At 61.1% G+C, this 13,068-nt stretch carries 19 protein-coding genes and 1 pseudogene; all 20 read right to left on the bottom strand.

The window, feature by feature from the left end; genetic code table 11:
• Positions 1-57 precede the first annotated feature (57 nt).
• On the bottom strand, positions 58-363 hold the full coding sequence (gene rpsN, locus AC1DSN_RS10540) for a 30S ribosomal protein S14 (RefSeq protein WP_477330600.1): 306 nt from the start codon (positions 361-363) through the stop codon (positions 58-60).
• A 13-nt stretch (positions 364-376) separates the two neighbouring features.
• Entirely contained in the window at positions 377-916 is a 540-nt protein-coding gene (rplE, locus tag AC1DSN_RS10535) for a 50S ribosomal protein L5 (RefSeq protein ID WP_046967245.1), read from the bottom strand.
• Positions 917-928: 12 nt separating this feature from the next.
• Positions 929-1,240, bottom strand: a complete 312-nt coding sequence (rplX, locus tag AC1DSN_RS10530) for a 50S ribosomal protein L24 (RefSeq protein WP_477330598.1) — start codon at positions 1,238-1,240, stop codon at positions 929-931.
• A gap of 14 nt (positions 1,241-1,254) precedes the next feature.
• Complete coding sequence (rplN, locus tag AC1DSN_RS10525; protein ID WP_063570884.1) at positions 1,255-1,623, bottom strand: 50S ribosomal protein L14; 369 nt, start codon at positions 1,621-1,623, stop codon at positions 1,255-1,257.
• A gap of 11 nt (positions 1,624-1,634) precedes the next feature.
• Complete coding sequence (gene rpsQ / locus AC1DSN_RS10520) at positions 1,635-1,895, bottom strand: 30S ribosomal protein S17 (protein ID WP_063570883.1); 261 nt, start codon at positions 1,893-1,895, stop codon at positions 1,635-1,637.
• A gap of 11 nt (positions 1,896-1,906) precedes the next feature.
• Positions 1,907-2,092 (bottom strand): 50S ribosomal protein L29, encoded by a 186-nt coding sequence (gene rpmC / locus AC1DSN_RS10515; RefSeq protein ID WP_046967249.1) that lies wholly within the window; start codon positions 2,090-2,092, stop codon positions 1,907-1,909.
• Entirely contained in the window at positions 2,092-2,505 is a 414-nt protein-coding gene (gene rplP / locus AC1DSN_RS10510; protein WP_046967250.1) for a 50S ribosomal protein L16, read from the bottom strand. The genes rpmC and rplP overlap by 1 nt, the downstream gene beginning before the upstream one ends.
• Positions 2,506-2,516: 11 nt before the next feature.
• Positions 2,517-3,239: a 30S ribosomal protein S3 gene (gene rpsC / locus AC1DSN_RS10505; protein WP_063570882.1), complete on the bottom strand. Its 723-nt coding sequence runs from the start codon at positions 3,237-3,239 to the stop codon at positions 2,517-2,519.
• Between the two features lie 15 nt (positions 3,240-3,254).
• Positions 3,255-3,590 (bottom strand): 50S ribosomal protein L22, encoded by a 336-nt coding sequence (gene rplV / locus AC1DSN_RS10500; RefSeq protein ID WP_046967252.1) that lies wholly within the window; start codon positions 3,588-3,590, stop codon positions 3,255-3,257.
• Positions 3,590-3,862 (bottom strand): 30S ribosomal protein S19, encoded by a 273-nt coding sequence (gene rpsS / locus AC1DSN_RS10495; protein ID WP_029213892.1) that lies wholly within the window; start codon positions 3,860-3,862, stop codon positions 3,590-3,592. Before rpsS ends, rplV begins: the two co-directional genes overlap by 1 nt.
• A 13-nt stretch (positions 3,863-3,875) precedes the next feature.
• Complete coding sequence (rplB, locus tag AC1DSN_RS10490; protein WP_046967253.1) at positions 3,876-4,697, bottom strand: 50S ribosomal protein L2; 822 nt, start codon at positions 4,695-4,697, stop codon at positions 3,876-3,878.
• Between the two features lie 18 nt (positions 4,698-4,715).
• Positions 4,716-5,009, bottom strand: coding sequence for a 50S ribosomal protein L23 (gene rplW / locus AC1DSN_RS10485; protein WP_046967254.1), 294 nt, complete (start codon positions 5,007-5,009; stop codon positions 4,716-4,718).
• Positions 5,006-5,608 (bottom strand): 50S ribosomal protein L4, encoded by a 603-nt coding sequence (rplD, locus tag AC1DSN_RS10480; protein ID WP_063570881.1) that lies wholly within the window; start codon positions 5,606-5,608, stop codon positions 5,006-5,008. Before rplD ends, rplW begins: the two co-directional genes overlap by 4 nt.
• A gap of 11 nt (positions 5,609-5,619) precedes the next feature.
• Complete coding sequence (gene rplC / locus AC1DSN_RS10475; RefSeq protein ID WP_063570880.1) at positions 5,620-6,261, bottom strand: 50S ribosomal protein L3; 642 nt, start codon at positions 6,259-6,261, stop codon at positions 5,620-5,622.
• A gap of 20 nt (positions 6,262-6,281) precedes the next feature.
• Positions 6,282-6,593 (bottom strand): 30S ribosomal protein S10, encoded by a 312-nt coding sequence (gene rpsJ / locus AC1DSN_RS10470; RefSeq protein WP_036140140.1) that lies wholly within the window; start codon positions 6,591-6,593, stop codon positions 6,282-6,284.
• 591 nt (positions 6,594-7,184) lie between these two features.
• A complete protein-coding gene (tuf, locus tag AC1DSN_RS10465; RefSeq protein ID WP_063570535.1) occupies positions 7,185-8,375 on the bottom strand; it encodes an elongation factor Tu in 1,191 nt (396 codons plus the stop codon).
• A gap of 51 nt (positions 8,376-8,426) precedes the next feature.
• Positions 8,427-10,550 carry an elongation factor G gene (fusA, locus tag AC1DSN_RS10460; RefSeq protein WP_213950021.1) on the bottom strand — a complete coding sequence of 708 codons (2,124 nt, stop codon included), beginning with the start codon at positions 10,548-10,550 and terminating at the stop codon, positions 8,427-8,429.
• Positions 10,551-10,579: 29 nt separating this feature from the next.
• Positions 10,580-11,047, bottom strand: a complete 468-nt coding sequence (rpsG, locus tag AC1DSN_RS10455; RefSeq protein WP_063570528.1) for a 30S ribosomal protein S7 — start codon at positions 11,045-11,047, stop codon at positions 10,580-10,582.
• 16 nt (positions 11,048-11,063) lie between these two features.
• The gene (rpsL, locus tag AC1DSN_RS10450; protein WP_046969520.1) at positions 11,064-11,438 is read right to left on the bottom strand and encodes a 30S ribosomal protein S12; all 375 of its coding nucleotides are present in this window, start codon (positions 11,436-11,438) and stop codon (positions 11,064-11,066) included.
• Between the two features lie 173 nt (positions 11,439-11,611).
• A pseudogene (locus tag AC1DSN_RS10445) lies at positions 11,612-13,068 on the bottom strand (DNA-directed RNA polymerase subunit beta'); the annotation flags it as partial.

Below are 13,068 nucleotides of genomic sequence, written 5' to 3'. Positions count from 1 at the left end.
GGTCTGCGTTGCGCAGACCGACGACTATAACAGCTTGCCCCGCCGATGGCGAGTTTTTTACCAGCTAGCCTTACGCAGGCYCGGCACATCGCCGCGCATGGTGGCTTCGCGAAGCTTGTTGCGACCAAGGCCGAACTTGCTGTAGACGCCACGCGGGCGGCCGGTCAGGGCGCAGCGATTACGCTGGCGCGCCGGGCTGGCATCACGCGGGAGCTTCTGCAGCTTCGTCTGGGCTTCCATCTTTTCCTCATACGAGGCAGTGGAGCTCAGGACGACCGCCTTCAGTTCGGCACGCTTGGTAGCGAACTTCTTGACGAGCTTGGTGCGCTTAACATCGCGCTGGATCATCGAGGTCTTAGCCATGTTCTACCTGTAATCAGTTGCGGAACGGGAAGCTGAATGCTTCCAGCAGCGCCTTGGCTTCTTCGTCGGTCTTGGCGGTCGTGGTGATGGAGATATCCATACCGCGCAGCGCATCAACCTGATCGAAGTCGATTTCCGGGAAAATGATCTGTTCCTTGATGCCGAAGTTGTAATTACCACGGCCATCGAAAGCACGGCCCGAGACACCACGGAAGTCGCGCGTACGCGGCAGCGAGATGTTGATCAGGCGATCCAGGAATTCCCACATCTGGGCACGACGCAGCGTGACCTTGCAACCGATCGGCCAACCGTCGCGGATCTTGAACGAAGCGACCGACACGCGGGCCTTCGTCGTGATCGGCTTCTGGCCGGCGATCTTGGTCATATCGGCGACCGCGTTCTCGAGGATCTTCTTGTTACCGGCGGCTTCGCCGACGCCCATGTTGAGCGTGATCTTCGAGATGCGCGGGACTTCCATGACGTTCTGGTAACCGAAGCGCTCAGTGAGCTTCGACATTACCGACTCTTTGTAAAACGTTTCAAGGCGGGTCATGACTTCGATTCCTTACGCGTCGACGACTTCGCCAGAACGGAACACGCGCACTTTGCGCCCGTCCTCGAGCGTCTTGGTGCCAGCGCGCTCGCCCTTGTTCGTGGCGGAGTTGAAGAGCTGTACGTTGGAGATATGGATCGAAGCTTCACGCTCGACGATACCGCCAGGMTGGTTGGCCTGGGGGTTCGGCTTGGTGTGACGCTTGACCAGGTTGACGTTCGAGACGACAACGCGCTCGCCGTCGACACGCAGCACGTCGCCGCGCTGTCCCTTGTTCTTGCCGGTGGTGACGACGACGTTGTCACCCTTGCGGATACGGTTCATGTTCTGGCCTCCGCTCAGAGCACTTCGGGCGCAAGCGAGACGATCTTCATGAACTTCTCGGTGCGCAGCTCGCGTGTAACCGGCCCGAAAATACGGGTACCGATCGGCTCGAGCTTATTGTTGAGGAGGACAGCTGCGTTACCGTCGAAACGGATAACGGAGCCATCGGCGCGGCGAACACCCTTGGCGGTACGAACCACCACGGCATTGTAAACCTCGCCCTTCTTGACCTTACCGCGAGGAATGGCGTCCTTGATGGTCACCTTGATGACATCACCAACGCTGGCGTAACGGCGCTTCGAGCCACCGAGCACCTTGATGCACATCATTTCCTTCGCGCCGCTGTTGTCAGCTGCGGAAAGCGTGCTCTGTACCTGAATCATGGCAGCTCTCCTTAGACTTCAGCGCGCGTGATGATTTCGACCACGCGGTGATGCTTGGTCTTCGACAGCGGACGGCATTCCGCGATGCGCACCAGGTCACCTTCGTTCGCACCGGTCTCGTCATGTGCGTGAAGCTTCGTGGAGCGACGGATGATCTTGCCGAGCAGCCAATGCTGCACCTGGCGCTCGATCAGCACGGTCACGGTCTGGTTCATTTTGTTGCTGATGACGCGACCCGTAAGGGTACGCGCGGTCTTCTTGATTTCGCTCATGTCCGCCGTCCTTACTTCTTAGCGCCGAGCACGAATTTCGTGCGGGCGATGTCACGCCGAACGCGGCGCAGCTGGTGCGGCTGGGTGAGCTGACCGGAGCCTTTCTGCATGCGCAGATTGAACTGCTCCTTGCGAAGGTCCAGCAGATCCTGCTTGAGCTCGTCCGCCGACTTCTGGTTGATATCTTTGCTGGCCATTACATCACCGCCCTGGAGACGAACTGAGTCTGCACGGACAGCTTGGCTGCCGCCAGGCGGAACGCTTCGCGTGCCGTCGTCTCGTCGACACCTTCGATTTCATAAAGCATGCGGCCAGGCTGGATCGGGGCGACCCAGAACTCGACGCTACCCTTACCCGCACCCATTCGAACTTCGATGGGCTTACGGGTGATCGGCTTGTCCGGGAACACGCGGATCCAGAGCTTGCCGCCACGCTTGACGAAGCGCGTGATGCAACGACGGGCCGCTTCGATCTGACGTGCGGTCAGCTGACCGTGCGTCGTCGCCTTGAGGCCGTACTCGCCGAAGCTCACGAGGTTGGAATTGAATGCAAGGCCGTCATTACGACCCTTATGCATCTTGCGGTACTTGGTACGCTTAGGTTGCAACATGGCAACACTCCTTACTTGGCCGTCCGCTCGCGGCGGTTTTCACCACCATCGCGGCGCGACTGCTGAGGCTGCTGTTCTTCCTTCGACTCGGCGGTAGCTGCTGCCAGATCGAAGATCTCGCCCTTATAGACCCATACCTTGACACCGATGATGCCGTACTGGGTCTTGGCTTCGGCGGTGCCATAGTCGATATCCGCACGCAGCGTGTGCAGCGGAACGCGACCTTCACGGGACCACTCGGAGCGGGCGATCTCGGCGCCATTCAGACGGCCGGAGACGTTGATCTTGATGCCCAGGGCACCGAGGCGCATCGCGTTGCCGACCGAGCGCTTCATCGCGCGGCGGAACATGATGCGACGCTCGAGCTGCTGAGCAATCGATTCGGCAACAAGCTGGGCGTCGAGCTCCGGCTTACGGACTTCGCTGACGTTGATGTGCGTCGGAACGCCCATCATGTCGGTGACTTCCTTACGCAGCTTCTCGATGTCCTCGCCCTTCTTACCGATCACCACGCCCGGACGGGCGGTGTGAATCGTCACGCGGGCGGTCTTGGCCGGACGCTCGATCTGGATCTTCGAGATACCGGCAGCGGCGAGCTTCTTGCGGAGCATCTCGCGGACCTTGAGGTCAGCTGCGAGATAGACCGCATATTCGCCCTTATTGGCGTACCACTTCGAGTTCCAATCCTTGGCAATGCCGAGGCGGATACCGGTGGGATGTACTTTATGACCCATCGTGTCTTACCCCAGTCAGTTGCCAACAACCACAGTAACGTGGCTGGTGCGCTTCAGGATGCGCGAACCGCGGCCTTTGGCGCGGGCGTACATACGCTTCATCGCCGGACCTTCGTCTACGAAGATACGGACGACCTTCAGCTCGTCCACGTCGGCGCCGAGATTGTTTTCGGCGTTGGCGACGGCGGAGAGCAGCACCTTGCGAACAAGGTGAGCGGCCTTCTTGTTGGTAAAGGCGAGCACGTCGCTGGCTCGGCCCACGGGCATACCGCGGACCAGGTCAGCCACCAGGCGTGCCTTCTGCGCCGAAATGCGGGCGCTGCGCAGGATCGCTTTGGCTTCAGTGCTCATCACTTGCCCTTCTTGTCGCCGGCGTGGCCCTTGTACGTGCGGGTCACCGCGAACTCGCCGAGCTTGTGCCCGACCATGTTCTCGTTGATCAACACAGGCACGTGCTGGCGGCCGTTGTGGATGGCGATGGTCAGACCGACCATCTCCGGCAGGATCATCGAACGACGCGACCAGGTCTTGATCGGACGCTTGTTATTGGCGGAAACGGCGGCTTCCACCTTTTTCACGAGGTGCAGGTCGACGAACGGACCTTTTTTTAGAGAGCGCGGCATGATCGTTTCCTAATTACTTGCGACGACGCACGATGAACTGCTGGGTGCGCTTGTTGTTACGCGTCTTGTAACCCTTGGTCGGGGTACCCCACGGGCTGACCGGGTGACGGCCGCCAGAGGTCTTACCTTCACCACCGCCATGCGGATGGTCGACCGGGTTCATCACCACGCCGCGAACCGTCGGACGGATACCCGCCCAGCGCTTCTTACCGGCCTTGCCGAGCTTGCGCAGGCTGTGCTCCGAGTTGCCGACTTCACCAATGGTGGCGCGGCATTCAACCGGGACGCGACGCATTTCGCCGGAGCGAAGACGCAGCGTTGCATAACCCTGCTCACGAGCGACCAGCTGGACCGATGCACCGGCGGAACGCGCAATCTGCGCACCCTTGCCCGGCTTCATCTCGATGCAGTGGATCGTCGAACCGACCGGGATCGAACGAAGCGGCAGGCAGTTACCCGGCTTGATCGGGGAGTCGGAGCCCGACACGAGACGGTCACCCACCGCCACGCCCTTCGGCGCGATGATGTAGCGGCGCTCGCCATCGGCGTAGCACAGCAGCGCGATATGCGCGGTGCGGTTCGGGTCGTATTCAAGACGCTCGACAACGGCGGCAATGCCTTCCTTGTCGCGCTTGAAATCGATGATGCGGTATGCCTGCTTATGACCGCCGCCGCGATGACGCGTGGTGATGCGACCGTAGTGGTTGCGGCCACCCGTCTTCGACTGCGATTCGGTCAGGGGCGCGTAAGGTGCGCCCTTGTGCAGACCTTCGGTCCGCACGCTGACAGCGTCGCGGCGTCCCGGGGAGGTCGGCTTGTGAGTGATCAGTGCCATCTCAATTCAACTCCTGGCTCAGGCCTTGGCCGACACGTCGATCGTGTGACCGTCGGCGAGGCGCACGTAGGCCTTGCGCTTGCCCTGGCGGTTGCCAGTGCGAAAGCGGAACGACTTGACCTTGCCCTTTGTGTTCACGAGGTTCACGTCCACGACTTTGACGTCGAAGAGATGTTCCACCGCTGCACGGACATCGGCCTTGGTCGCCTCAGGCGCCACGACGAAAACGTACTGGTTGTTCTCAGCAAGGCGAGCCGACTTCTCAGAGATGTGCGGCGCGCGAAGCGTATTGAGCGTGCGTTCAGTGCTCATGCGAGCCACTCCTCGACTTTCTTGACCGCGTCCACCGTCATGACGACGAAGTCGCTACCGACGAGGCTGACCGGATTCAGGGCCAGAACGTCGACGACGTGGATGTACGGAATATTGCGAGCGGACAGGTAGAGCGCTTCGGTGGCATCTTCCGACACCAGCAGCACACGACCCTTGACTTCGAGCTGGGCCAGCTTGGCGATCATGCCCTTGGTGCTCGGGCCTTCGATCGAAAGCTCGGGCACAACCTTCAGGCGACCCTGGCGGGTCAGCTCGGCAACGATCGAACGGATCGCCACACGATAAGCCTTGCGGTTGACCTTCTGCTCGAAGCTACGCGGCTTCGCTGCGAACGTCCTACCACCACCRACGAAGATCGGAGCGCGGTAATCGCCGTGGCGAGCACCGCCGCCCTTCTGCTTCTTGAACTTCTTGGTCGTACCGGACATCTGACCGCGAGACAGCTGAGCCTTCGTACCGGCACGGCCAGCCGCCTGATAGGCGGTGACAACCTGGTGCACGAGGGCCTTCTTGTACTCGCCGCCGAACACTTCGTCCGACACGGTGAGCGCCTTGGCGCCAATAACGTTGAGTTCCATGGCGTCTCTCCTCAGCCCTTGGTCGTCGGACGAATCACGACGTCACCGCCCGGCGCGCCAGGGACTGCGCCCTTGACTGCGATCAGGTGGCGCTCGGCGTCGACCTTGACAACTTCGAGACCCTGCTGGGTGCGGTTGACCGCGCCCATGTGGCCCGACATCTTCTTACCAGGAAACACGCGACCCGGCGTCTGGCGCTGACCGATCGAGCCAGGGGCGCGATGCGACAGCGAGTTACCGTGAGTAGCATCGCCCATCTTGAAATGGTGACGCTTGATGGTGCCCTGGAAACCCTTACCCTTCGACACGCCTGCGACGTCGACCGTCTGACCGACGGTGAACACGTCGTCAGCCTTGATCTCGGTGCCGATCGCGTACTTGCCTGCGTCTTCCGCGGACACGCGGAATTCCCACAGGCCGCGACCCGGCTCAACCTTGGCCTTGGCGTAATGACCCTTTGCGGGGCCCGTCAGCAGCGACGCGCGCTTGACGCCGGTCGTAACCTGCACCGCGCTGTAGCCGTCGTTTTCTTCGGTCTTCACCTGCGTCACACGATTCGGGGTCGCTTCAATCAGCGTCACCGGAATCGAGCGGCCATCTTCGGTGAAGAGCCGGCTCATGCCGCATTTGCGGCCAACTAGTCCGATACTCATCTTCGTATCCTTTATTCCGCTCAGCCGAGCTTGATCTGCACGTCAACGCCAGCCGCAAGATCGAGCTTCATGAGCGCGTCCACGGTTTTGTCGTTGGGGTCGATGATGTCAAGAACGCGCTTGTGAGTACGAGTTTCGTACTGGTCGCGGGCATCTTTATCGACGTGCGGCGACACCAGAATGGTGTAGCGCTCAATCTTGGTCGGCAGGGGGATCGGGCCGAGGACCGTAGCGCCGGTGCGCTTGGCCGTCTCGACGATCTCGCTGGCCGAACGATCGATCAGACGATGATCGAACGCCTTGAGCCGAATGCGAATCTTTTGGTTCGCCATAAAAACCGTGTCCTGTTATCGAAAGAACGTTCTTGTGATTCGGAATGGCTTCTCGCCACCCCGCACAACCCAATTACCTAACTACGGGTGCTGCAACGGGCCACTCTGGAACGGTAAAAACCGCCCGGAATGACCCGAAAAGTTCAGGCAGACCGAGTTATCGGCCTGCCCAGACAGAAAAGTATAGAATACACAACGAATTGGGTCAACAGAGCTTCCGCCCCGTGGCCCGTTGGCACTCTACCCGGCATCCTTGCCTGCGAACTCGAAGCACATTCCGTGCACCTCATTTCGCTGTGTGTCGGCGCCCTTGAAGGGCACTCGACGTATATAACCCGACGAATATATCGGATCCAAGGAAAAAAGGGAAGCTTTTCCATCAGGAAATGTCGGAGCCGATTCATCGGCGAAAAGCCAACGAAGCGGAATAGCCCCACCCTGCCCTGCCCGTTATCTAGGACCAGCTTCAGGGGCGATAGCCAGGTCGCTGCAACCCCATCGCCGGCATAGCTGGCTCCCACAAAAAAACGGAGGCCCGAAGGCCTCCGTTTTTCGATACCTGGGCAGGTCACCCTGCCCTGGCGATCGTTCTTACTTGTTGATCTTTGCCACGACGCCGGCGCCGACGGTACGACCGCCTTCACGGATCGCGAAACGCAGGCCTTCGTCCATGGCGATCGGGAAGCCCAGCGTGACGTTGATCTTCACGTTGTCACCCGGCATCACCATCTCGACGCCTTCCGGCAGCTTGATCGAACCGGTCACGTCCGTCGTACGGAAGTAGAACTGCGGACGATAGTTGCTGAAGAACGGCGTGTGACGGCCACCCTCGTCCTTCGACAGGATGTACACCTCACCCTCGAACTCGGTGTGCGGCGTGACCGAACCCGGCTTGGCCAGAACCTGGCCACGCTCGACGTCTTCACGCTTCAGACCGCGGACCAGCACGCCGACGTTGTCACCGGCCTGACCCTGATCGAGCAGCTTGCGGAACATTTCCACGCCCGTGACCGTCGTGGTCTGGGTGTCCTTCAGACCGATCACTTCGGCCGGGTCACCCACCTTGACGATACCGCGCTCAACACGACCGGTCAGCACCGTACCGCGACCGGAGATCGAGAACACGTCTTCCACCGGCAGCAGGAACGGCTTGTCGATGTCACGCTCCGGCTGCGGGATCCAGCTGTCCAGCGCGTCAACCAGCTTGATGATCGACGGCACGCCGATTTCCGACTGGTCGCCGTCAAGAGCAAGACGGGCCGAACCGTGGATGATCGGGGTGTCGTCGCCCGGGAACTCGTACTTCGACAGCAGTTCGCGGACTTCCATCTCGACCAGCTCGAGCAGCTCGGCGTCGTCCACCATGTCGGCCTTGTTCAGGAACACGACGATGTACGGCACGCCAACCTGGCGCGACAGCAGGATGTGCTCGCGCGTCTGCGGCATCGGGCCATCAGCGGCCGAGCACACCAGGATCGCGCCGTCCATCTGCGCCGCACCGGTGATCATGTTCTTGACGTAGTCAGCATGTCCCGGGCAATCGACGTGGCCGTAGTGGCGCATCGGCGATTCATATTCAACGTGGGCGGTCGAGATCGTGATGCCGCGTGCCTTCTCTTCCGGCGCAGCGTCGATCGAACCGTAGTCCTTGAATTCACCRCCAAAACGCTCGGCACCGATCTTCGTCAGTGCAGCCGTCAGCGTGGTCTTGCCGTGATCGACGTGACCGATGGTGCCGACGTTGACGTGCGGCTTCTTGCGCTCGAACTTACCCTTTGCCATGACCTGAAACCTCGAAAAAAAACGTTATAAGTTTAAGAGAAGAAGCCCTTATCAGGACCTCTTCATGACCTCATCGGCGACATTGCTGGGCGCCGGATCGTAATGGTCGAATTCCATGGTGAACGTGGCGCGACCCTGCGACAGCGAACGAATCGTGGTCGCGTAACCGAACATTTCACCAAGCGGAATCATCGCATTGATCGTATTGCCCGACGGCGTTTCTTCCTGACCGGTCAGCATGCCGCGACGGCGCGAAATATCGCCCATCACGTCACCGACATAGTCAGGCGGCGTCACAACTTCGACCTTCATGATCGGCTCGAGCAGTACCGGCTTGGCCTTCGCAAAGCCCTGCTTGAACGCCATCGACGAGGCGAGCTTGAACGCCATTTCCGACGAATCGACGTCATGGTACGAACCGAAGACGAGCTTCACCTTCACGCCGACGACCGGGAAGCCCGCGAGCGGACCGCTGGTGATCGTCTCGCGCAAGCCCTTTTCGACCGACGGAATGAATTCCTTCGGAATCACGCCACCGGAGATGTCGTTGATGAAAAGGAAATCGTCCTTGATCGTGAGCTTCGGATCGGCACGATCGGCATCGGTGATCGGCGACAGTTCGATCACGACGTGACCGTACTGACCCTTACCACCGGACTGCTTGGCGTGCTTGTAGTCCGACTTGACGTCCTGCAGCGTAATCGTTTCGCGATAAGCCACCTGCGGCTTGCCGACGTTGGCTTCGACGTTGAACTCGCGACGCATGCGGTCCACCAGGATGTCCAGGTGAAGCTCGCCCATGCCCGAGATGATCGTCTGACCCGACTCTTCGTCCGTCTTGACGCGGAACGACGGATCTTCCGCGGCCAGACGGCCGAGGGCGACACCCATCTTTTCCTGGTCCGACTTGGTCTTCGGCTCGACCGCCATCGAGATCACCGGCTCCGGGAACGTCATGCGCTCCAGGGTGATGATGTGATCCTGCGCGCAGAGCGTGTCACCGGTCGTGACGTCCTTGAGGCCGACCGCAGCAGCGATATCGCCAGCGCGGACTTCCTTCAGTTCGTGACGCTCGTTGGCGTGCATCTGCAGCATGCGGCCGATGCGCTCCTTCTTCGACTTGACCGGGTTGTACACCGGGTCACCAGCGTTCAGCGTGCCCGAATAGACACGGAAGAACGTCAGCGCACCGACGAACGGATCGGTCATGATCTTGAACGCCAGCGCCGAGAACGGAGCGTCGTCCTTTGCTTCGCGGGTGTCCGGCTGCTCGTTCTCGTCGATACCTTCGACCGGCGGACGGTCGAGCGGCGACGGCAGCAGGTTGACCACCGCGTCGAGCATGGCCTGGACGCCCTTGTTCTTGAAGGCGGTACCGCACAACACCGGAATGATCTCGCTGCGCAGGGTGCGCAGACGCAGACCTTCAATGATCTCGAGCTCGGTCAGCTCTTCGCCACCGAGGTACTTGTCCATGTACGCTTCCGTCGCTTCCGCGGCGGCTTCGATCATTGCCGTACGTGCCGTCGTCGCCTTCTCGAGCAGCTCAGCCGGAATCTCCTTGTACTCGAACTTCATGCCCTGGGACTCCATGTCCCAGTTGATTGCCTTCATCTTGAGGAGGTCGATAACGCCGTCGAAGTTGTCTTCGGCACCGATCGGCACCTGCATCGGCACCGGGTTGGCACCAAGGCGGGCCTTCAGCTGGTCGACGACCTTGTAGAAGTTCGCGCCCGTGCGGTCCATCTTATTGACGAACGCAATGCGCGGAACCTTGTACCGGTTGGCCTGACGCCAGACAGTCTCGGACTGCGGCTGCACACCACCCACGGCACAGAGCACGAACACCGCACCATCGAGCACGCGGAGCGAACGCTCCACTTCGATGGTGAAGTCGACGTGTCCCGGGGTGTCGATGATGTTGAAGCGGTGCTCGGGCAGCGAACGATCCATGCCCTTCCAGAATGCCGTCGTGGCAGCGGAAGTGATGGTGATGCCGCGCTCCTGCTCCTGCTCCATCCAGTCCATCGTCGCCGCACCGTCATGCACCTCGCCAATCTTATGACTGACGCCGGTGTAGAACAGGATGCGCTCCGTGGTCGTGGTCTTGCCGGCATCGATGTGAGCCATGATGCCGAAGTTGCGGTAGCGCTCGATGGGAGTGGTGCGTGCCACGGTCTTTCCTCAATCTGAAGCTGTAGTAATTACCAGCGGTAATGCGAGAAGGCCTTGTTGGCCTCTGCCATACGATGCGTTTCTTCGCGCTTCTTGACAGCGCCGCCACGGGATTCCGAGGCTTCGAGCAGTTCGGCGGCCAGCTTGCGCGGCATGGACGTCTCGCCGCGCTTGCGCGCCGCGTCGATCACCCAGCGCATGGCAAGCGCCATACGGCGGCCCGGACGGACTTCGACCGGAACCTGGTACGTAGCACCACCAACGCGACGCGACTTCACCTCGACGGCCGGGGCGATGTTCGCCAGGGCCTTCTCGACGAGCTGCACCGGCTCACCATGCTTTTCGCTGATGTGCTGGAGGGCGCCGTACACAATGGATTCGGCAACGGACTTCTTACCGGACTTCATCACCATATTGATGAAGCGGGCAATCAGCTGGCTTCCGTGCTTCGGGTCCGGGAGGACCACACGGGCGGGATGGGAACCTTTACGCGACATAATTCTTGTCCTTTGCTCAGCTCTTCGGGCGCTTGGCGCCGTACTTCGAGCGCGACTTGCGACGCTTGGTCACGCCGGCGCAGTCGAGACTGCCGCGAACCGTGTGGTAACGCACACCGGGGAGATCCTTGACGCGACCGCCACGGATCAGGACCACCGAGTGCTCCTGGAGATTATGACCTTCGCCACCGATGTAGCTGATGACTTCGAAACCGTTGGTGAGGCGCACCTTGGCAACCTTACGCAGCGCCGAGTTCGGCTTCTTCGGGGTGGTCGTGTAAACGCGCGTGCAGACGCCGCGACGCTGCGGGCTGCTCTGCAGGGCCGGCGACGCGCTCTTGTACGCCTTCGGGCTGCGGGCTTTGCGAACCAACTGGTTGACTGTCGTCATGCGAAGCTATTCCTGAGAAACATAAAGGCAGACCGAATGATCGGCCCGCCAGATAAGCGTTGTTGACGTGCGCAGCCCGCAAAGCGGGTTGGCGCCCATCGTCCGTGATTCCGAACACGAGGCGCTTCCTTGCGCCTCATTTCGTATGTAACAAGCAAAACCCGTGGAGGGCCTTACTCGGCGCTATCGTTGGACCCGGCGGAGGCCTCTTCGAACGTGACAGCCGGGGTCGAAACCGRGAGGGTTTCGAGCTCCGAGGCCGTCAGACCGCCCTGGCTACGACGCGAAGCGTGGTATGCCAGACCCGTACCCGCAGGGATTAGCCGTCCAACAATAACATTTTCCTTGAGGCCGCGCAACGTGTCGCGGGTGCCACGAACCGCCGCTTCCGTGAGGACGCGGGTGGTTTCCTGGAACGAAGCCGCCGAAATGAACGACTCGGTGGCCAGCGACGCCTTGGTGATACCCAGCAGGATCGACTCGAACCCGGCCCGACGCTCGCCCCGCTTCTCGGCGCGATCGTTTTCCTCGTTGATCCGGACGCGCTCGATCTGCTCGCCGCGCAGGTAGGTGCTGTCACCCGCCTCGGTGATCTCGACCTTGCGCAGCATCTGGCGAATGATCGCTTCGATGTGCTTGTCGTTGATCTTCACGCCCTGCAGGCGGTAGACGTCCTGGATTTCCTTGACCAGGTACGAGGCCAGCGGCTCGACACCCAGCAGGCGCAGGATGTCATGCGGATTCGGCTCGCCGTCGACGACGGTCTCGCCCTTCTCCACGTGCTCGCCTTCGAAGACGATGACCTGACGCCACTTGGGAATCAGCTCCTCGTGCTCGTTGCCGTCCACATCCTTGATGATCAGGCGCTGCTTGCCCTTGGTGTCCTTGCCGAAGCTGACGATACCCGAGCGCTCCGCGAGGATCGCCGGCTCCTTCGGCTTGCGGGCTTCGAACAGGTCGGCAACGCGCGGCAGACCACCCGTGATGTCGCGGGTCTTCGAGGTTTCCTGCGGGATACGGGCGACAACGTCACCCACGCCCACTTCGGTACCGTTCTGGATCGACACGATCGCGCCGGCCGGCAGGAAGTACTGGGCCGCGATATCCGTACCCGGCAGCTTGAGCTCACGGCCCTTGCTGTCTTCCAGGCGGACGATCGGGCGCARATCCTTGGCCTGCGTACCACGACGCTTCGGATCGGTAACCACCGCCGACTCGAGGCCGGTGAGCTCATCGGTCTGCGACTGCACGGTGATGCCGTCGATGAAGTCGATGAAGCGCACCACGCCCGCCACTTCCGTGACGATCGGGTGGGTATGCGGGTCCCAGTTGGCCACGGTCTGGCCGGACTTCACCGGGTCGCCATCCTTCACGGCGATGGTGGCGCCATAAGGCACCTTGTAACGCTCGCGCTCGCGACCGTTCGAGTCGATGACGCTGACTTCGCCCGAACGCGAGACCGCGACCAGGTGACCCTGGTTGTGCTCGACCGACTTCAGGTTGTTGAACTTCAGCGCACCGGTCGTACGGATCGTGACGTTGTCGACTGCCGCCGCACGAGACGCCGCACCACCGATGTGGAACGTACGCATCGTCAGCTGGGTACCCGGCTCACCGATCGACTGAGCGG

The sequence above is a fragment of the Luteibacter sp. P4_D7_3 genome, from assembly GCF_056401735.1.
The sequence above is the reverse complement of the archived record's forward strand: the minus strand, read 5'-3'. Positions and strand labels throughout refer to the sequence as shown.

Excerpts from the sequence above, each read along its gene's own strand:
- rpsQ (WP_063570883.1), bottom strand. The coding sequence starts at position 1,895 with ATGAGCGAAATCAAGAAGACCGCGCGTACCCTTACGGGTCGCGTCATC.
- rplE (WP_046967245.1), bottom strand. The coding sequence starts at position 916 with ATGACCCGCCTTGAAACGTTTTACAAAGAGTCGGTAATGTCGAAGCTC.
- rplB (WP_046967253.1), bottom strand. The coding sequence starts at position 4,697 with ATGGCACTGATCACTCACAAGCCGACCTCCCCGGGACGCCGCGACGCT.
- rpsG (WP_063570528.1), bottom strand. The coding sequence starts at position 11,047 with ATGTCGCGTAAAGGTTCCCATCCCGCCCGTGTGGTCCTCCCGGACCCG.
- rpsJ (WP_036140140.1), bottom strand. The coding sequence starts at position 6,593 with ATGGCGAACCAAAAGATTCGCATTCGGCTCAAGGCGTTCGATCATCGT.
- rplC (WP_063570880.1), bottom strand. The coding sequence starts at position 6,261 with ATGAGTATCGGACTAGTTGGCCGCAAATGCGGCATGAGCCGGCTCTTC.
- rpmC (WP_046967249.1), bottom strand. The coding sequence starts at position 2,092 with ATGGCCAGCAAAGATATCAACCAGAAGTCGGCGGACGAGCTCAAGCAG.
- rplV (WP_046967252.1), bottom strand. The coding sequence starts at position 3,590 with ATGAGCACTGAAGCCAAAGCGATCCTGCGCAGCGCCCGCATTTCGGCG.
- rplW (WP_046967254.1), bottom strand. The coding sequence starts at position 5,009 with ATGAGCACTGAACGCACGCTCAATACGCTTCGCGCGCCGCACATCTCT.
- rplP (WP_046967250.1), bottom strand. The coding sequence starts at position 2,505 with ATGTTGCAACCTAAGCGTACCAAGTACCGCAAGATGCATAAGGGTCGT.
- rplN (WP_063570884.1), bottom strand. The coding sequence starts at position 1,623 with ATGATTCAGGTACAGAGCACGCTTTCCGCAGCTGACAACAGCGGCGCG.
- rpsC (WP_063570882.1), bottom strand. The coding sequence starts at position 3,239 with ATGGGTCATAAAGTACATCCCACCGGTATCCGCCTCGGCATTGCCAAG.
- rpsL (WP_046969520.1), bottom strand. The coding sequence starts at position 11,438 with ATGACGACAGTCAACCAGTTGGTTCGCAAAGCCCGCAGCCCGAAGGCG.
- rpsS (WP_029213892.1), bottom strand. The coding sequence starts at position 3,862 with ATGCCGCGCTCTCTAAAAAAAGGTCCGTTCGTCGACCTGCACCTCGTG.